This is a genomic window from Mesorhizobium sp. M1A.F.Ca.IN.022.06.1.1, from assembly GCF_003952605.1.
Lineage (GTDB): Bacteria > Pseudomonadota > Alphaproteobacteria > Rhizobiales > Rhizobiaceae > Mesorhizobium.
The window spans coordinates 2,019,135-2,038,386 of the sequence record NZ_CP034455.1; the positions used below are offsets into that span (position 1 = coordinate 2,019,135).

The following is a 19,252-nucleotide window of genomic DNA, read 5'->3' on the forward strand; positions in this document are numbered from 1 at the left end:
GATCTCCGTCGTGATGGTGTTGCGGACGGATCCGCTATACAGCAGTCGCACTGCAGTGCCGACGTTTGGCAGCGCTCGATTGCAGTCATCGCCGCGCTTCGTCCACTCGATAACGGGCCAGTGCTGCTCCCGCCCCCACTGTAGCGACTGAATATATCCGCCACTTCCGGATCTGAGCGGCCCATGCATGGTGCTGGCACCCAGAAATATTCGGGCGCGGGCGAGGCCTTGGAATCGTACGCGTTAGCTGCTCCAGCGGTGGTCAGTACATGCGGCACGCCTCTTCGCAGCGGTCGTGATTGAGGCGACGGTTGGCCGCTGCGACAGAAAGGTCTCAAACACGCTTACCTCAGCCTGACGCAGAACGGATCGCCGTACGGGAAGCCATTGCGTTGTGCTCAATCCCCGAAACCATATTGGGCAACAAATGCCGCTTAGCTCGGTCATTCAAACCGCCATCGATTTTGCTCGAACGGCCTCAACCGCGTCGCTCAGTATACGATTGGCGCGCTGGGGATCTAACCATGCCGCCTGCGCATCTGAAGAGAGAGACTGCAAAGGGTCCGGATATATGAAGAGCTGGTCCGGCCGCACAGATGGAGCCCGGTACAGAGCAATCCCAGTCTGACTATCATAATGCTCGAAGCTATGGACGTCGCGCTTTCCACCGCCTCCCGGCGTGTCGACAACGAACAACGGAGTGTTATACCCAGCCGTAATCCCGCGTACGGCCTTTTCTAACTGACATGCTAGTCTTACCGAGCACCGCATATGCTCGATTCCGTCGACAAGATCGCAAGTATACACGTAGTAAGGCTGGATATGTAGGCCTGATAGTTTTTTGACGAGCTTTTTCATAACCTCGGGATTGTCATTTACGCCAGCCAGCAGAACCGACTGATTGCGCATCCTTATTCCCCGCTTGAAAAGAAGCTCTGCAGCCGCAATGGTGTAGTCGGTGATTTCTCCAGGATGGTTGAAGTGGGTGTGAAATGAAATCTCTACGCCCTGATTCCGGCCAGCATCGCTAATGTTGACAAGAGCATCAGTCCATTCATGATCGCTTGTGATTTTCATAGGCAGTACAGCAAGGCCTTTCGTCGCGAATCGGATGCGGCGAATTGAGGGGATAGACAGAAGGCTCATGCCGACCGTCAAAAGTCGGGAAGGTTTGATCCGAAAGCAATCTCCTCCCGACACTACTACGTCAACAATGACTGGGGTCGCACGAAGATATGCCAGGATAGCATCCCAGCGCATCTGGAATGGAGAAGCCCTTTTCTTCGAGACCGATTGCGTGTCTAGACCCACACTGTAACTGCGGGTGCAAAAACGACAATAGACCGGGCAGCGATCTGTTGCGAGTAAAAGTGCCTTGTCCTGATAGCGATGCACCAGTCCATCTACAGGTGAACTTTCTCGTTCATGTAACGAATCCATTTTTAGTAACGGGTGAGATGGAAGAATTTCGCTTCCAACGGGAATGAATTGCTTGCGAATTGGGTCTTGAAGGAAATTGGACCAGTCAATCAAGTTCAGCACATAAGGCGTGATCCGCATCGCCATCGGCGCACGCGCGAGGCCGAGCTCAATGTCCCGTATCAGACCGCCGTCGGCGTCGACCCCCATCCATTCGCGCAGCTGGTCAACGCGAGTAACAGCATGGCGCTCTTGCCATGCAGCGTCTGCGAACTCGTGCCTCACCTCATGCGCAATACGGCTCATCGGAACTTCGCTCCTGAAAAGACGAAAGATGCTGACCGCGTGGATGGCGCCCTCGTCAATCTGCAGTTTTTCGCGGGGACCTCCGACTTGAGGGCGGCAACAGCACAATCGTTGAGCATGGACATGGAGGATTCTCCCAGTCGGTGAAGCGTTTGCCGATCTTGACGCATGAAGCGTGCCAAAGGAGATAGTCTTTTTACAACAATACGATACGCTAGTACTAATATTCGCATGTCCGACTTTGTCGGACATGCGACAGCAAGAAATCATTGACCAACGCGAGAATTCCCGTGGCCCGAGGGGTCCTATCCGCGATGGGCGGCGACGAAACGCGGTCTTCCGCCTCTCTGATAATCCGCGTGTGTCCTAACATTCGTTCTCGCCCGCCATTTGGCCGCGACCGCAGCGCACGTTCCTGCGAGTGAAGGACCCGTTATCCTGCAGGACACGACCGAATTTATCTCACACCGCGAGCCGGCCAAACCGACTCACACCAATACCGTCAACTCCGGGCGCTATAAGATCGGGCAGCCCAACCTGCTGACATTGGGCGGTTGTGTGCGCCAAGTTCTGCAAAAAAGCCAAGCCTGACCACAATTACCCTGTTCGATCACATGTCCAACGGTTCAGGTTCTTCCTCGCAAAATGGCTGGCAATTTGTCGATGATCTGCGCGGCGTGGTCCTCCATGGCGGCACGCTACAGCGCAGATCGGGCATTCTGGCAGTCGACGCTATGGATCCGCAGAACCGGCTGGGTCGCGGCGGAACTGGAGTTGCGATGGAACCGGGCGCTCGCGCGTGTCGGTGAGATAGAGAGTAGGATTGCCGCGCATGATGGCTCGACATTGTAGCCATCATGTCGCCAACACACGCCGCCGCGCTCGCTGCCGATCCCAAGACTGTCTGGTCGGCGGCAACGACCGACGCGCGGTTCAAGAAGCGCATCGTGTGCGCCGTCATCCACGAGGTGGTCGCCGATGTCAAGCCAGCGACCTGACCGAGTGGCGAAATTCGTGCCTATTCGGCGACGATTAGCGGTTATCTGGCGTCAACTCCGCCGGTGGGGGACATGAGGGCCGCGTATCATTCCTGTTCGCCAACGGTCGGAAATGGTGTGATCGACCAGTCGATCAATTCGACCGCACGCTGAAGTATCGCTTTGGTCTGAGCAAGATCAGGTGAAACGGCGATAACACGTCCCATACAGTCTCGGTAATCGCCTTTCCTGACGATCGGCATCTTGGGTCTGACATACAATTTCACCTCGGCGACACCTGATATAGTCGCAGCCTGACTGTCACCGTCGATCCAATCGAGAGTGCCATCGCGATCAGGAAGTAGAGCCCGCCAGGCCGCAATGTGCGAATTTCTTCTGCGCAAATCCCATTCGTCGCCGATGACAAGCTTGATGTGCTCGGTGATCAGATCGATACCGTAAGCCAGTTGAACCGCCTCTGGACCGGCAGCAAGACGCGGATTCACTTCAATGACGACTGGGCCACGCTTCGTCCACCGGAATTCAATGTGTGTTGGACCCCAGACAAGGCCGAGAGCGCGTAAACAGCTCAGCGAGACATCGGCTATACGCTCATGCTCGTCATCAGTGAGCAGTGCTGGAAAGATACCCCCACGATAGACGAAATGCGGTAGGGGGCCGAACTCAGAGGCTTCAATGCCAATGACCTCATCTCCCATTATACTAGCCCAATAAAGCGGGCCCTGCGCGAACTCTTCCACTAGTATCCTCGGCGAAGAGTCCCATATATGCTGTCCGCCCAAAAGATAGGTCGTATGTTCAACCAATTCATCGACGTCGCGGCACAATCGGACACCGTAGCTGCCGCTGCCTACGGCCGGCTTGAGAATGACCGGCAGCCCGATCTCCGCAGCAGCGCCTTTTACGTCCGCCGCATCCGTTGCTAAGCGATAATCAGGGATTGGAACGCCGGCTTGGGCGAGGAGCTGACGTTGACTGAACTTGTCGCAGCACTGTTCAATTGATGCGGGGTTCGGTCCCGGCAGATCGAAACGGCGGCAGAGCTTGCCAACTGTCGCAAGGAAGGGCTCGTAGGAGGTCGTAATGCCAGCAATGTCACAGGTCGCACTTACTTGGGAGCATTCGCTGATTAGCGCTTCGAGATTGTCAGTATCAACACGGATCGCCTCAACGCTTTCCGCTGCAAGATAGTCGTACTGAGCTGGATCAGCCGACAGGGTAATTGGACGAAGACCCAGACGCTGGGCCGCTTGAATGTATAGCAAGCCATTGTACCTTGTGCCTTCAAGGAGGATAAGCGCTCTTCTTGCCATTTGCTGCTAACTCCACGTTGTGTGCTGTGCTGCGGTCCCACCGCTTTCTTCGCCGCCCGATCTCGGACCTTACGGCGAAGGTACCATTGTCAGCGATCCGCGCTCGCAAAGTTTGGTAAAGTTATTTAAAAGGATCTGTTGCAAATGTGCTGGGCCGGCAATGTAGAATGGAGGTCCTGACAATTCGGATAATAGGAAAGGAATTCGACCCGCAGAGATCTAGAACATAAGCTGACCAGGCGGTCATAGGCTAGCCGGAGCCAGGAGCAGCGCAATCGCCCGACTTGGTGTTCTCCATTCGAACGCCGAGGAGATTGGAATTACCACGCTGAGGGTCCGAATGGACATCCGTAAGAATGCCCGTCTAGCCCCGCTGCGCCGAGAGGAAATGGCGCTGTCGGTATAGAAGGCAGCCCTTCGCGAGCCTAGGCGGCGTCGAAAAATGCGGTCACGGCGAACGTCTTGTGGCGCTTTGAGTCGAGCGCTGTAATCCGAGGGCCGGGCCGGCACGGCCGACCGCTCGTCGCGCCCAGACATACCCCAGCGCGACCGAGCAGCCGATCATCGACCGATCGTGGCGATGTGGCGCCAGCGCTTCACCAGCGAGCACATCGCGCACGAGGTTGCCGTTTCGCCGACTAGGTGAGCCGGGTGCTCGCGCGGGCGTTGACGGACTTCAATCCGGCCGACCCGGCGGTGCGCTACGAGCGCGAGCATTCAGGCCAGCTTTCGCTTGCCGCACACCTGGGAATCCTCTGGATCGTTCTTGTCCCAGCTGTTGTGCAACTTTCTCGTGTTCGGGCCAGTGCTACCGACGACACCAGCCGCACCTCAAAACGCGCTTCAGCCAGGTGCCAAATTGGCCGGCGATAATTCCGGTTGCGTCAACGGCGCAGACCAAAGGGCGGCCGTATGCCTGCAGCACGTCCATCAGATGGTCGTGCTCGGCACGGATGTCCAGGACCTAAGGGCGACGCCACCGCCTTCCGGTCCGGGCGCAAGCGTCTGGCCGTCGGCTGCAACGTTGCTGCATCAGATGTGCGCCAGCGAAGTTCTGGACACGAACGAAATTCAAGGGAACGCTCGCGCTCAAGCGGCAGTGTGTGCGGGAGGCGGCGGATGAACTCGTCGGATCGAGCCTCATGAACTTCGCTTGGTGCGGTTGGATAACGAGACTTGCCGTCGGCCAGCTGATCAGGCGGGAATTGGCGATGCGACGCCGTCGGTATATAACGGGCCGAGATAGGCCAGCACCTGCCCTGGCCGGCCGAAAGACGGCCTGCTGCTAGAAGACCCATCCACGGCGGCTGGCTTCGTCCTCGTGAATATCGCAGGGCTGCGGTGCGCCACTCACTCTTCTTCGTTGAGCACGCTAGTCGGCGATCGAGCTATGCTGGCAAACAAAGGAGTTGCAGACCTACTGGAACGATTTCGAGCTTGCCCTCCTGAACCAGGCCCTGGACCAACCGCCGCAGTTGTGAAGCCTCCGTTGAGCTCAATTCCCCGCGCTCTCCATGCGGCGACCGTCAATTGCGTGCTCCAACCAACCTACTTCCATTTCAGGTACGGAAGATAGCAGGAGGTCGGTATATGCGTCGAACGGCGGTGTTAGCACCTGCATCTTCGACCCGTAGCGGACCACCTCCCCTCGATGCATAACCGCGATTGAGTCCGCGATAGCCTTCACGGTCGCGAGGTCGTGCGTGATGAACAGGTAAGCCACGTCCTCAATCTTCTGTAGACGAAGCAAAAGCTTTAGGATTCCGTCGGCCACCAGCGGATCGAGAGCGCTCGTCACCTCGTCGCAGATGATGAGCTTTGGCTTTGCCGCCAGCGCGCGGGCGATGCAGACCCGCTGCTTCTGCCCGCCCGAAAGCTCTGCCGGATAGCGGTCGATGAAGCCTTTGCCCATCTCGATTTCGTCGAGCAGTTCGGCGACCCTGGCATCGCGCTGCTTTCCTCGCATACCGAAATAGAATTCGAGCGGCCGGCCGATGATGGTGCGAACCGTCTGGCGCGGGTTCATCGCAACGTCGGCCATCTGATAGATCATCTGCAATTCACGCAGGTCGTCCTTGGAGCGGTCGGCGAGCCTGGGTTCGAGCGTGCGTCCGGCGAAAGTGATGCTGCCGGCGATCGGCGGCAGCAGCCCTGTCATGACGCGGGCGAGCGTCGATTTGCCCGAGCCGGATTCCCCGACGACAGCCAGCGTCTGGCCAGGATGGACCTCCACCGAGACGTTCTGAATAACCTTCACAGCACCGCCGCCATAGGCAGCGGTGACGTGCTCGACAGAGAGCAGCGGCATCGGCGTAGGTCCCTTCTCCTCATGCTCGATCGAGCGCACCGAAACCAATGCCTTCGTGTAGTCCATGCGCGGTGCCTCGATGATCTGCCGAGTTTCGCCATGCTCCACCGTCCTACCATCCCGCAGCACCATGATCTCGTCCGAGACCTGGGCCACCACCGCAAGGTCGTGGGTGATGTAGAGCGCCGCGACGCCTGTGTCGCGGATAGCATCCTTGATGGCTGCCAGCACGTCGATTTGCGTCGTCACGTCGAGTGCTGTGGTCGGCTCGTCGAATACGATCAGGTCGGGTTCGGAGCACAACGCCATCGCAGTCATCACGCGCTGCAATTGGCCGCCAGACACCTGATGTGGATAGCGGAAGCCGATGCCTTTGGGATCGGGCAAGCGGAGTTTCGTGAACAGCGCCAGCGCGCGCTTCTCCGCCTCCGCCTTGGTGGCGACGCCGTGCAGAAGCGCTGCTTCCACCACTTGGTCCATGAGCCGGTGCGCGGGGTTGAAAGCGGCAGCAGCCGACTGCGCGACATAGCAGACCTCGCTCCCGCGCACCCTGCGTAAATCTCGGACGCCGCCCTTGAGGATGTCGCGGCCGTTCAGGAATACCTCGCCGCCGGTGATACGAACGCCGCCGCGGCCATAGCCCATTGCGGCAAGGCCGATGGTCGACTTTCCGGCGCCGGATTCACCGATCAGCCCCAGCACCTTGCCCCGATTCAATAGCAGCGAGACTCCGTCCACGATGGTCACGTCGCGGGGCTTCTCGCCAGGAGAATAGACGGTCGCCTCGACCTTAAGATTGCGGATGTCGAGCAGAGCGCTGTTTTCGCGCCGCGGCTTTGCGTGAACCTTAACCATTATTCCCGTCCTCCCTTGAGACTGGCGGTGCGGGTAAGCACCCAGTCGGCTACCAGGTTGACGGAGATTGACAGCATCGCGATCGCAGCGGCCGGGATGAGGGCGGCAGGTATCCCGAAGACAATGCCGTCCTTATTCTCTTTCACCATGCCGCCCCAATCGGCCTCCGGCGGTTGCACGCCGAGCCCGAGGAATGAGAGCGCCGAAAGGAACAGCACCGAAAAGATGAAACGCAGGCCAAGTTCCGCCACAAGCGGCGACAGTGCGTTGGGCAGGATCTCGCAAAAGATGATCCAGCCGAGACTCTCACCGCGCAACTTAGCTGCTTCGACGAAGTCCATTGCGTTGATATCGGCCGCAACGGCGCGCGAGAGGCGATAAACGCGTGTCGAACTCAGAACCCCCATGACGAGAATAAGCGTCACGTTATTCGAGGGCAGCACCGACAGCACCACTAGGCCGAATATCAGCGTCGGTATCGCCATCAAGAGGTCGACGAAGCGCGACATCAGCGTGTCGACCAGACCGCCAACGACCGCCGCCATGAAGCCGAGGATGGCGCCGAGCGAGAAAGACAAGGCGGTGGCCATGGCGGCGATGAAGATGGTGGTGCGGGCGCCATAGACCATGCGCGAGAGCAGGTCTCGCCCCAGATTGTCGGTCCCCAGCCAGTGCGTGGACGACATCGGCTCCCAGATGTCGCCGATGATCTGGCTCATTCCAAAAGGTGCAATCAGCGGGGCGAAAAGGGCGCAGAGGAGGAACAGCGCGGTGAGGATGAGGCCGATGCCGGCACTGACGGAGAGATTCTTTGAGTCGAACATAGCCGTCCCTACTTCGGATGCCGCAGGCGCGGGTTGGCAAGGATCGCGCCGACGTCCGCGACGATGTTGAGCCCAATGTACACGGCAGCAAAGATGAGACCGACCGCTTGGACCACCGGCACGTCGCGCTTGACGACGTGGTCGACCAGATATTGCCCCATGCCCGGGTAGACGAAGATCACCTCGACAACGACGACGCCTACCACCAGAAAGGCCAAGTTGAGCATGACGACGTTGATGATGGGCGCGATGGCGTTCGGGAGGGCGTGCTTGCGGATGATGTCGAAGGCGGAAAGGCCCTTAAGCTCAGCCGTCTCGATGTACGCCGATTGCATCACGTTCAGGATGGCGGCACGCGTCATGCGCATCATGTGCGCCAGTACGACAAACACCAGAGCCGTTGCCGGCAGCACGATCGCCTTCAGCTTCTCCAGGAAGGGCATGCCGTCATAGACGGTCGAGATCGACGGGAACCACTGGAGCTTCACGGCAAGGAATAAAATAAGCAAATAGCCGATGAAGAATTCAGGCAGCGATGTTGACGCCAGCGCGAAACCCGAAATGGTCTTATCGATAGGGCCATTGCGGTAGCGCACCGCCAGCAGCCCAAGGACGATGGCGAGTGGAACTGACACCACGGCAGCCCAGAAGGCGAGGAACAGCGTGTTCCACAGCCGTGGCATCAGGGTCGCCGTGATCTCCTGGCGCGTGGTGAGCGCGGTACCGAGATCGCCGGTCAAAACCCCGCCCAGCCAGTGGAAGTAGCGCACATAGGCAGGGTCGTTCAGCCCAAGCTCCCGGCGCAGATTGGCGACCGCCTCGGGCGTGGCCGCCTGACCGAGGATCGACTGCGCCACGTCGCCTGGAAGGATCTGGGTGCCCGCGAAGATCAGCACGGAGACGGCGAATAGGAGGAGAATGCCCAGCGCGACGCGCTGGGCAACCAGCCTCAGAACTGGCGAGCCCATAAGCACTATGTTCATGCTTCGAGCCAACACTGCGTCAAGGCGTAGCCGTTCATCAGCGAGTCGACCCGTCCGACGTATCCGCCAACCTGGTCGGAGATCGCATCGATGAACTGGTTGAACATCGGCACGATCGTCCCGCCCTCATCGCGAACGATGATGGCCATCTCGCGATAGAGGTTCTTGCGCTTGTCCTGGTCGAGTTCGCCGAGCGCTTCGGTGAGCAGCTTATCGAACCGTTCATTAAAGAAGTGCGTGTCGTTCCAGGGTGCCGTCGACCGATAGGTGGTCGAGTACATCCAACCCTGCGTCGCGCGCCCCCTCCAGTTGGACGCGCAGAAGGGCTGCTTATTCCACACTTCCGACCAGTAGCCATCTCCCGGCTCGCGCTTGACCTCGACGGCGATGCCGGCCTTGGCCGCGCTCTGCTGGAAGAGCTGCGCCGCGTCCACAGCACCGGCAAAGGCAACATCGGAGGCCCTCAGCAGGATCGACCCGCTGTGGCCCGACTTCTGATAATGGAACTTGGCTTTATCCGGATCGAAGGCGCGCTGCTCAATACCCTCGGGGAAGAGCGGATAGGCTGCATTAATCGGGAAGTCGTTGCCGACGGTGCCGTAGCCGCGCAGGATCTTGTCGACCATCTCCTCCCGATCCACCGCGAGCTTGAGCGCCATCCTCAGATCATTGTTGTCGAAGGGAGGCGTGTCGCAGAACATGTTGAAAACATAGTGGCCGGGACCCGGCAGGGCCTCGACCTTCAGGTTGGGCGCGCGCTTGATGAGATCGATGACCTTGGTTTCGACCTTGTTGATCATATGCACCTGGCCGCCCTGCAGCGCGGAAACTCGGGCTGTGGTGTCATTGATGACAACGATCTCGACCTGGTCGGCGAAGCCCATCTTGTCGGACTGCCAGAAATTGGCGAAGCGCTCGCCGCCGTGGCGGACGCCGGGCTGGTTGACGGTAACCTTATAGGGACCTGCGCTGATGCCTTCGGCCGGATTGTCCTTGCCACCGTTGGGCTGGATGACGAGATGATAGTCCGCCATGAGGTAGGGCAGCTCGGCGTTCGGCTCCTTGAGGGTGATGACGACGTCGCGGCCATCGGCCTTGAGGCTGTCGATGCCGGCCAAGATGCCCAGCGCGCCGGATTGCGATTTCTTGTTGGAATGGCGTTCCAGCGTCGCCACAACGTCTTCCGCCGTCACGGTCTTGCCATTGTGGAACTCGACGTCCTGACGAATCTTGAAGGTCCACACTTTTGCGTCTTTGGATGAGCCGATCTCCTCGGCAATGCGAGGCTCCAGTCCGCCGTCCGACGTGAGCGCCACGAGGTACTCGCCCCAGCATTTGCCGAAGTAGGACATCAATTCGATGAACTTCGCCGGGTCGAGGTTGTCCGTCGCCGCCCCGCCTACGATGCCGGCTTTCAGAATGCCGCCTTTTTTTGGCGTCTGCGCCATGGACGCGCCGGCAAGAAGAGAATTGGCGAAGGCAGCACTGACGCCGAGCGCCGTCGCACGGCCGAGAAATTCACGTCGGCTCAGCCGGCCCGCAGCTAAACCGCGGCTTAGATTGTCGAGTTCCTGCGACATTGATTAGCTCCTCTATGTTATGTTTGAATCTGTTCCCGGGTACAGAAAGTGCGGCTTTTTGTTTTGATGATGATACATTTGCGTTTGCGCCGCCTTATGCAGAATCCTTCGGTGTTCCGGTACGGAAACTGCGTTTTCATGGTCTCAATGCAGAATTCCGGCGACCAAAGGGAGATCTGCTCTGTGGCATCAAGCTAAGGCGCGCGGTGGATGTTCGGACAGTGATTGGCGGGCCGAGGGCCGAGCTATTGCTCCCACGCAGCAAGCGCCGGCTGATCCACCGACGGAGCTAACATGATAGATTGCGGTTCAGATTACGAGCAGGACTGGTCGGCGTGGCGAGGAGGGCACTGATCGAGCAGGCCGTCTGACCAAGCCGAAGCCTCACGCGCTATGACCAGTGGGGTGCCGGTCCTTGATAGCTTACCGATAAACGACGCTCGCCCGGCCGCCTCGCCGGCGTCGTGCGTTGGGATCTGCAGGCACCCTGCACAATCGACTGCTGGCGCGGTCTCAACGCACTTGGGCAATAGAGGTTGAGACGCTTTCATTGTCTCAGCGTTTGCTTACGGAAAAGGATCCCCAGTCTGCTGTTCGATGGGTGAATTGCCCGCAATCCAGGCGACAGTCCCGCCGGGGATTACAACTTGGCTGTAGAGATACCCGAAAATAACACCGGAGGCGCTTGCCTTCAAAGAACTCCGGTCGCCGGACACAGGATCGAGAATTGTCCCAATCTCTTCGCCTGCCTGCACATGGTCACCGGGGGTCTTCGAAAAAATGACAATCCCAGGGGCATTGGCTCGCACGTAGTCAACGCAGTCGAGCGTCGTGTGGCACGTGACAACTTGCGACGGCGGCTGCGTCGCTCCCTCCAGAAGGCCAACCGCCTCCATGAAGCCAATCAACCCTCGCGCGTCATCGACCGCAACATCGTCGCGAAGACCCTTTGATCCGCGATACTCGAGCGTGGCCGACAAGCACTCAGTTATCGGTACGTCTGGAAGAACTTCCTGTGCTGCGCGCCACGGCAGAAGGCATGCTGTAGGGAAATCTGTAAGCTCGGGAATGCCGCCGATGGTGGCCACACTGCCGATGTAGCGCGACAACAGGTCTGCGGCAGGATGCTCGGGATTGGAAACATATGCATAAAGGACCGCTTCGTCGGCGCAGTGAACGTCCAACACAAAATCCGCGTCAACAGCGAGCCTGAGAAGCACCTGCTTCAGGCTATCAAGCTCGTTTTTTGGAACGAGTGCCGAGACTGCCTTCACCATTGCACGTTTGACAGCCTCCACAATCATAGCGAGCCCCTCGCTTCGGAGTGCTGCGAGCTGCGCCCCAAGCAGAGGGGTCAAGTCCGGAAAATTGCGGTTGAAATTACCCCCCAGCCCCAAGTCAGCCCGGCCAGCATGATACCCTTGGATTCTCTGAGATAAACCAATCGGATTGGCACATGGGACTATGATGATCTCTCCGTTCGGCTCACCCTCTCTTTCTTGGAGCAGTCTCACAAGATGGCTGAGGATCACCATCCCAGGGAGTTCGTCAGCATGGAGGCCCGCCTGCAAGTAAATTTTTGGGCCTGGGCGACCAACTCCGAAACGGTGGACGGTAACCTGACGCCGAGTACCGATTGACGAGCGGAAAAGGGCGATATTTTCTACAACAGAATGCATACCGATCTCGTTGTGTTGGCGGGAGGTGACCTGGGGAACCCCCGCGCATTGGCCGCAAGCCCTGCTTCATGCGAGCTAATGTGGCAAGAATATTTTACAGATGGCGTGCATCTAACTTCTATATTGCAAATAAATTTACTTGGCTGCCTCCCATCTCAAAGTAGCCATCTCTTCGCATTCTTCGCAGGGTGAACTGATCCAGGGCGCTGCTCGAAGGCCCAAAGCCCGTGGGCGATCAGGACCACTGCGGAGGGTTGCGATCGATCACCACATGGGGCCTGATCGAGTAAGCGTGCGTTCAACACAACTTTGCTCAGCTATATGGAGGAGAGATTTGAGGGCGGCGGTGTGACATCGAGTGGCGCTACCGCCGTGCCTCAGGCATGACGGAGAGGAGCTCGCCGCTGTTGCCGAAGCCGACCAAGGTGCCGCTGCCTGAACATTCGCTTGCGCGAGGTCCTCCACGCGGATCCGCTCCATGGCATGCGCGGAGTAACTGCGGATGATCCCCGAGACTATCGTACGGCTGAGCCTTTCGAATTATCCACAAGATGAGGCTGAATAGCGAGTGCGCCGGGCGCGAAGGTCGCCCGGTGCCGGCATCAGCCACAGCCCGATCGTCAAGGCGCATACCCTGATCGCCACGCGGCGGCATGATACCGCCAACGAAACGGTCGGACGCCCGGCGCGACGTCGCGGGCGACACTGATGGGCGGCAGCTGATGGCAATCTCACTGCGGCCGGCACTTCCACTGGCGTCGGCCGCGGGTTGATTCGAAGGCTGCCGGCGAGAGCGCGCCGCGTTCGAACGGGCTCAAGCGACGCGCTTTAGTCCTTTGTTCTTATGCATGTCGTTCACCCAAAGCCCAGGTTACTTGGGGCGACATCCATCACAGGCCCTTATGTGTTCGTCCCAGGGCAGCGATGCGACATCAACCGTATTTTTCAAGCCTCGAGCCAGCATTGCGAGAAGGCGTAGCCATTCATCAGTGACTCGATCCGCCCGACGTAGCCCCCAACCCTGTCGGAGATTGCGTCAATGGCCTGGTAGAACAGTGGCACGATCGTCCCTCCTTCATCGCGAACGATGAGGGCCATCTCACGATACAAATTCTTGCGCTTGTCCTGATCCAGTTCGCCCAGCGCTTCGGTGAGCAGCTTGTCGAACTTGGCGTTGAAAAAGTGCGTGTCATTCCAGGGCGCCGTCGACCTATAGGCTGTCGAGTACATCATGCCCTGCGTCGCTCGCGGGCCCCAATTGGAGGCGCTGAAGGGCTGCTTGTTCCAGACATCAGGCCAGTAGCCGTCTCCCGGCTCGCGCTTGACGTCGATTGCGATGCCGGCCTTGGCCGCGCTCTGCTGGAAGAGCTGCGCAGCGTCGACGGCGCCGGGGAAGGCAACCTCCGAGGTCCTGAGTAGGATCGGCCCACTGTGGCCTGACTTCTGATAATGGAACTTGGCCTTGTCCGGATCGAAGGTCCGCTGTTCAATGCCCTCGGGAAAGAGCGGTTGGGACGCATTTATCGGAAAGTCGTTGCCGACCGTACCATAACCGCGCAGGATCTTGTCGACCATCTCCTGACGATCCACCGCCAGCTTGAGCGCCATCCTGAGATCGTTGTTATCGAAAGGCGCCGTGTCGCAGAACATGTTAAAAACATATTGGCCCGAAGCCGACACCGTCTCGATCTTCAGGTTGGGCACGCGCTTGATGAAATCGACGACCTTGGTCTCGACCCTGTTGATCATGTGCACTTGTCCAGCCTGCAGCGCAGAAACGCGGGCTGTGGTGTCATTGATCACGACGATTTCGATCTGGTCGGCGAAGCCCATTTTGTCGGACTGCCAAAAATTCGCGAAGCGATCGCCGCCATGGCGCACGCCTGGCTGGTTGGCCGCTAATTTATAGGGACCTGCCCCGATGCCTTCGGCAGGGTTGTCCTTACCGCCATTGGGCTGAATGACGAGATGATAGTCTACCATGAGGTAAGGGAACTCGGCGTTCGGCTCCTTGAGGGTGACGACGACGTCGCGGCCATCGGCCTTGAGGCTCTCAATCCCCGACAAGATGCCCTGTGCGCCCGACTCGGAGTCTTTGTCGGAATGGCGTGCCAGCGTCGCCACAACGTCCTGAGCTGTCACAGTCTTTCCGTTGTGGAATTCCACGCCTTGGCGGATCTTGAATGTCCATACTTTGGCGTCTTTGGATGAGCCGATCTCCTCGGCAATGCGATTCTCCAGTCCTCCATCCGCCTTCAGCGCCACAAGATACTCGCCCCAGCATTTGACGAAGAAGGACATCACCTCAATTGCTTTCGCCGGGTCGATGCTGTCCGTTGCCGCGCCGCCTCCGAGGCCGGCTTTCAGAATGCCGCCCCTTTTCGGCGTCTGCGCCATTGTGGCGCCGGCAAGAAGGGAATTGGCGAAGGCAGCACTGACGCCGAGCGCCGTCGCACGGCCGAGAAATTCACGTCGGCTCAACCTGCCCGCCGCGAAGCGGCGGTTTAGATAGTCGAGTTCCTGGGACATATTTATGCTCCTTCGTGTTTTCGTTTTCCTCGGGGCCGACAGCATGGCCACTGTTCGACGGTATCACTGAGCATGGAACCACTTGCGAGATTCCAACGTCCTTGACGCAGGCACTTGGCGTTTTGCTCTCGCCCTACGCAGAATAGCGTCGCTGTGAGAGGGCAGAGTGGCGATCGAGCTCTGTCTCCTATGGGAGAAAGCTCCGACCGTGATTGCTTCAAGAATCAAGGGCGGCGAGGGTTGCTGGTCGGGAAACCCTGTAACGATCGCGCATCATCGAAGGTTTGGCCTATCTACGGCTTACCCGCAGTGGCTATGGCTTCAGTCTGCGGCGAGAGCTGACATGAGAACGCTTAAATCCGATAACTGGTCCATCTGCTTAATCGTCGCAAGCGCGCGGGCGGTGTTGGTGGGACTCAGCACGGATCTTGCGCAGTCCTTGAATTTGGACATAAACTCATCTTCCGCCATCGGGTTCTCCGGATGGCCCCGCATGTATTTTACCGTTTTATCGATCACCCGCCCGTCCTCAAGCGAGATCTCAACCCGGGCGGCAGCGCAGAAGCTTCTCGGGTTGGGGCTGGTCAGTTCGGAATCGAAGTCGAGCTTGGAAATGTTGATCAGCCGCTTGATGACTGGATCATCGACTACTTCTTGAGAGAATTCGGCGAGAGATACGCGCCCCCGAGCCAGCGCAACCGCGGAACAAAACTCCATACTGAACTTGCCCTCCATAGGCGCTTGAGGGGCATGGTACGCCAGGTCACCACCCACTCCCGGAGCAAGCACGCATCGAATGGACCTTACGTGTTCAGGTTGGATGTTATGGCGATTGCGTAATTCGAGAATAGCATCGATGGCCGAATGGGTATCGAGGCAGGACGGATACTTTTTAAAGACAATACCTGGCTCTCGAATATCAAAGGGATTGCCGAGGAGCGGAGCGACGGCGGCGGAAAGTCCCCCTGATATGTAAGTGTTGAGAAATCCGTTTGGGCCGTCGAGCGCATTGGGACTTGCCGTGGCTCCTGCTGCAGCTAAAAGCGCCGCCTCCAGCCCGTCCCTTGCTGCAAAACCGCAATGCATCGGCTTTACCATCGACCCGATATTCGCACGTATACCGGCCACACGGGAGGCGGCAATGCCGAGGGCGGTAGCGGTATGTTCTGCGTCGAGTCCGAGTATCTTCGCGGCTCCGGCGGCAGCGCCAAACACCCCGAGTGCTGCGGTGGCGTGCCAACCGGACTGATAAAGCTCGTAACCAGCAACGCGGCCGAGCTTTGTCATCACTTCAATGGCAGCGGCATAGGCGAGAAGGACATCTCTGCCCGAACTAACTGTTAGTTCACCAGCCGCCAAGATCGCTGGGAGTGCAGGCGCAGTAGGATGCCCGCACATCGGGTCGCTTACGTCGTCAAAATCGCAAGCGTGTGCCATCACGCCGTTGGCCAGCGCCGCGCCGAGCGCGGAGCTTTGAACGGAATGGGCAAGAACTGTTGCTCTTTTATGCTCACCGGCTTCGGGCACTATGGTGTCGAGCACCATTCGGGTTACCGGCTCCCTTGCACCCGCAATCACGCAGGCTAAGCAGTCCATGATCCCGAATTTCAGGGTTGCGATATCGCTTGGCGACAGGGCGCCAAATTCAAGCCCGCTGACAAACCTTCCTATCGCCATAGAGAGAGAGGCAGCACCGTTAACATTCGAGTTCATAAGGATTGCCTATTTCGATATCAGCTCGTCTCAGTGATTAGATTCGCCGGGAACTACCTGCCGCCCACTAACAGCTCGAATAGCGGTGCCAACGTGGGCTGCTTATCGAGGTGGTTGATGAAGTCGCCGATCGATCCGAGTTGTTTCTCGGAAAACGGGACCATGGACATTTCCGCACAAGCTTCTAATTTCCGCACACCATCAGCGAGCGAAGCCGGATTTTCCGGGTGTCCGAATGCCTTGTCGACTCGGATGAAATGTTTCGCTCCGCCTTTTAATCTCACTTTGATCGTCACCGGCGAATTAGAATAAAGGCCGTGCGTGCGTTCGATCTCCGGATCAACTTCAATTTTAGTGAGCGCCATGATCCGGCGAACGGCCTGGTCCCCAAGCGCATCAGGAAGGAAATCGCGAATTGCAACTTCGCCGCGCTGGGCCGCGACAGCTGTGGCGTACGGCAGGCTGAAACGCGCTACGACTGGATCCTTCGGATCCCATTTTTGATCGCGTGGCTGGACCACAAAATCCTCTGCCAGACGATTCAATCCCAGGTCGATTGAGACAATATCCTCGCCAGTGAATTTGTAGCGCTGCCGCAATTGAAGAAGTCCGTCGATCGCAGGATGTACGCATTTACAGGCCGGCCATGGCTTGAAGCTAATGAACGCGTTCACATACTCATTGCCGAGTTTGTCCATGAGCAAGTCAAGATCGTAGGAGGGCTCGAAGGCCTTGTAGAAGCCATACCTCCCAAAGAACGGATCCCGCGGTCCGTTGAAGCCGACCATTGCTGATAGTGCTGACTCCAGTCCAGCACGTGCCCGCAACCCCTGCTGCAGCGAGACTGTGTGAGCAGCCTCTTCGTACATTTGCAATTCTCCAGCAGCGTGCGCGTAAGCGATCCCGAACGCATTGCGGGTTTTTTCTTCATCAAGCCTCAGCAACTTGGCACTGACTGCGGATGCGCCCCAGACGGCGACCATATTGTCGCGTCCTGTTTCTATGGCGTTGGTCGTGACGCTGCGGGCAAGGCGCACGTGCAAATCGATGGCCGTCGCGACTGCGCAGAGCAATTCGCTCCCGGTAATGGAAGGGTCGCGTTCGGCGAGTGCTAACGCCGGCGGCACGTCATAGGCGCTTGCGTGGCAACCGTTGATACAGAGCTCATATGTCTCATCAAAATCAAGGGCTCTGGCCGTCGACGCATTGACCAGGGCCACCAAGCTGGCGGGCAGCTTCTCACCGGAGATCCAAACCGTACATTCTGGCCTGCCGCCAGACAACGCGCCCAACTCGCGAGAGAAGCGGGCGATAGGATCATTCGACCCCCCAATGGCGCACGCGATTGTGTCAAGGATTGAAAGCTTCGCACGTTCTATCGCTTGCTCAGGTATCGCCTCCAGATTGGAATTGAGAACATGCCTAATGAGTTGCGTTGTAACGTCCATTGCCATACCTCCAAGCGATCCGGATCGAGAGCCCTAGCGCGAGCCGTCGATCGGCGGCCTCGACACTGGCAGATGAGAGACGATCTCGTGTCGATCCATCCCCACAACAAAGCCGAAGCAGTCAGCGCTGTTTAGATGTAGGGCCGATAAGGACGCGATTTGCATAAATCATGCCTGTTTCGAGCAGGAAAGCTGCGTTTTTCTACCGTGTCGCGCGCAACCCGGATTACTGAGGTGTAGAAGATTGCCGAACGCCAGCGGACACCCGGCTTTTCGTTCCAAGTACGCCTAGTGCTGCCCCAAGAAGATACGCGACCTTGCTGCAGGGGCATGGCCAAAAGCGCAGCGTTCATCCAGTGATTTCGTCGGGCTACCTCGGCATTGCGAGTGCTCAGCGTTTGCATGTTTTGTTCTGAGCACCCGCGGCTCAAGGAAGATCAATAGGGACGTCTCACAGCCGCGAATACGTGGTGGTGGACCCCGGCCAACATCATGCTGATGCAGTTCTCAAGCAGGCGACGCCAGCGTTGATCGGCAGCGGAGACATCCGATCGCAGGGCATCGCCCCGGACGATGTTCGCAGGTGGGGCACTGATCCCGGCGCAGTTCGAAAGCCTACAAGTGTAGCCGACAAAAGCGGAGTCATCGATGCAGCGGCCCACAGGCGAGCTTGCGGTCAGGCTGATGAGGGCGTCGAGATAAAGACGCCTAGCCGCCCTAAATCGCATATCTCCGGACCAACAGCGATGGCTACCAAGTTGATGCGCTTAAGACCGTAAAGTGCCGGCGTAAACCTGGATGCGGGCGCATACTGCCGTTATTCTTCAATAGGCAGAGCCAAGGATGCCTTGATCCGATCCATTACGACCATCGTCTTGACTGCTTTGATATCAGACTCATGAAAAAATCGACGGGTAAATGCCTCATACTCGGCCATGTCCTGGACAGAGATTAAGAGAACGAAATCGGCTTCACCCGTTACATAGTACGCACTCATGATCTCAGGCGTGCGCCGGACCGCCTGCTTGAACCGATCAATTATATCTACCCGCTCACGCTCGAGACTGATCGACGCCAGCATGAGCATGGGACGACCCACGGCTTGTGGCGAGACTATGGCAACGTCAGCCTCGATCACACCTTCATCACGCAGTCGCTTCAGTCGCCGCTGACAAGCGGTCGCAGAAAGGCCCGCAAGTTCGCCCAGTTCGGCTGTCGTCAGGCGATTGTCGCGCTGCACTGCGTTGAGAAGCTTACGATCAACTCGATCCAGGTCCATTTCACGATCACTGCAAAA

The 19,252-nt window shown here is 58.3% G+C and carries 12 protein-coding genes and 1 pseudogene; 1 reads left to right on the forward strand and 12 read right to left on the reverse strand.

The features are described 5' to 3' along the window. Nucleotides 1-447: 447 nt before the first annotated feature. Nucleotides 448-1,725 (reverse strand): KamA family radical SAM protein, encoded by a 1,278-nt coding sequence (locus EJ078_RS09670; protein WP_208721348.1) that lies wholly within the window; start codon nucleotides 1,723-1,725, stop codon nucleotides 448-450. An 857-nt stretch (nucleotides 1,726-2,582) separates the two neighbouring features. On the opposite strand from EJ078_RS09670, the gene EJ078_RS09675 reads away from it, so the two are divergent. Continuing rightward, a complete protein-coding gene (locus tag EJ078_RS09675) occupies nucleotides 2,583-2,723 on the forward strand; it encodes a hypothetical protein (protein ID WP_208721350.1) in 141 nt (46 codons plus the stop codon). An 86-nt stretch (nucleotides 2,724-2,809) separates the two neighbouring features. On the opposite strand, the gene EJ078_RS09680 is transcribed toward EJ078_RS09675, so the two are convergent. The 11 genes and pseudogenes from EJ078_RS09680 to EJ078_RS09725 form a co-directional block, all read right to left on the reverse strand. Next, a complete protein-coding gene (locus EJ078_RS09680) occupies nucleotides 2,810-4,036 on the reverse strand; it encodes an acetyl-CoA carboxylase biotin carboxylase subunit family protein (RefSeq protein WP_208721352.1) in 1,227 nt (408 codons plus the stop codon). A 741-nt stretch (nucleotides 4,037-4,777) separates the two neighbouring features. After that, a pseudogene (locus tag EJ078_RS30290) lies at nucleotides 4,778-5,027 on the reverse strand (IS110 family transposase); the annotation flags it as partial. Between the two features lie 504 nt (nucleotides 5,028-5,531). After that, on the reverse strand, nucleotides 5,532-7,199 hold the full coding sequence (locus tag EJ078_RS09685) for an ABC transporter ATP-binding protein (protein WP_208721354.1): 1,668 nt from the start codon (nucleotides 7,197-7,199) through the stop codon (nucleotides 5,532-5,534). After that, nucleotides 7,199-8,023: an ABC transporter permease gene (locus tag EJ078_RS09690; RefSeq protein WP_208721356.1), complete on the reverse strand. Its 825-nt coding sequence runs from the start codon at nucleotides 8,021-8,023 to the stop codon at nucleotides 7,199-7,201. The genes EJ078_RS09685 and EJ078_RS09690 overlap by 1 nt, the downstream gene beginning before the upstream one ends. Before the next feature lie 8 nt (nucleotides 8,024-8,031). Further along, nucleotides 8,032-8,991 (reverse strand): ABC transporter permease, encoded by a 960-nt coding sequence (locus EJ078_RS09695; protein ID WP_127316362.1) that lies wholly within the window; start codon nucleotides 8,989-8,991, stop codon nucleotides 8,032-8,034. A gap of 11 nt (nucleotides 8,992-9,002) precedes the next feature. Next, on the reverse strand, nucleotides 9,003-10,586 hold the full coding sequence (locus tag EJ078_RS09700) for an ABC transporter substrate-binding protein (protein ID WP_128284895.1): 1,584 nt from the start codon (nucleotides 10,584-10,586) through the stop codon (nucleotides 9,003-9,005). A gap of 566 nt (nucleotides 10,587-11,152) precedes the next feature. Beyond that, nucleotides 11,153-12,265 carry a succinylglutamate desuccinylase/aspartoacylase family protein gene (locus EJ078_RS09705; RefSeq protein ID WP_208721358.1) on the reverse strand — a complete coding sequence of 371 codons (1,113 nt, stop codon included), beginning with the start codon at nucleotides 12,263-12,265 and terminating at the stop codon, nucleotides 11,153-11,155. A gap of 945 nt (nucleotides 12,266-13,210) precedes the next feature. Then, nucleotides 13,211-14,794 carry an ABC transporter substrate-binding protein gene (locus EJ078_RS09710; RefSeq protein ID WP_208721638.1) on the reverse strand — a complete coding sequence of 528 codons (1,584 nt, stop codon included), beginning with the start codon at nucleotides 14,792-14,794 and terminating at the stop codon, nucleotides 13,211-13,213. Nucleotides 14,795-15,115: 321 nt separating this feature from the next. Beyond that, nucleotides 15,116-16,507 (reverse strand): MmgE/PrpD family protein, encoded by a 1,392-nt coding sequence (locus tag EJ078_RS09715; protein WP_208721360.1) that lies wholly within the window; start codon nucleotides 16,505-16,507, stop codon nucleotides 15,116-15,118. 53 nt (nucleotides 16,508-16,560) lie between these two features. Then, the gene (locus EJ078_RS09720) at nucleotides 16,561-17,955 is read right to left on the reverse strand and encodes an MmgE/PrpD family protein (protein ID WP_208721362.1); all 1,395 of its coding nucleotides are present in this window, start codon (nucleotides 17,953-17,955) and stop codon (nucleotides 16,561-16,563) included. 817 nt (nucleotides 17,956-18,772) lie between these two features. Continuing rightward, nucleotides 18,773-19,234 carry an Lrp/AsnC family transcriptional regulator gene (locus EJ078_RS09725; protein ID WP_126057703.1) on the reverse strand — a complete coding sequence of 154 codons (462 nt, stop codon included), beginning with the start codon at nucleotides 19,232-19,234 and terminating at the stop codon, nucleotides 18,773-18,775. Nucleotides 19,235-19,252: the final 18 nt, after the last annotated feature.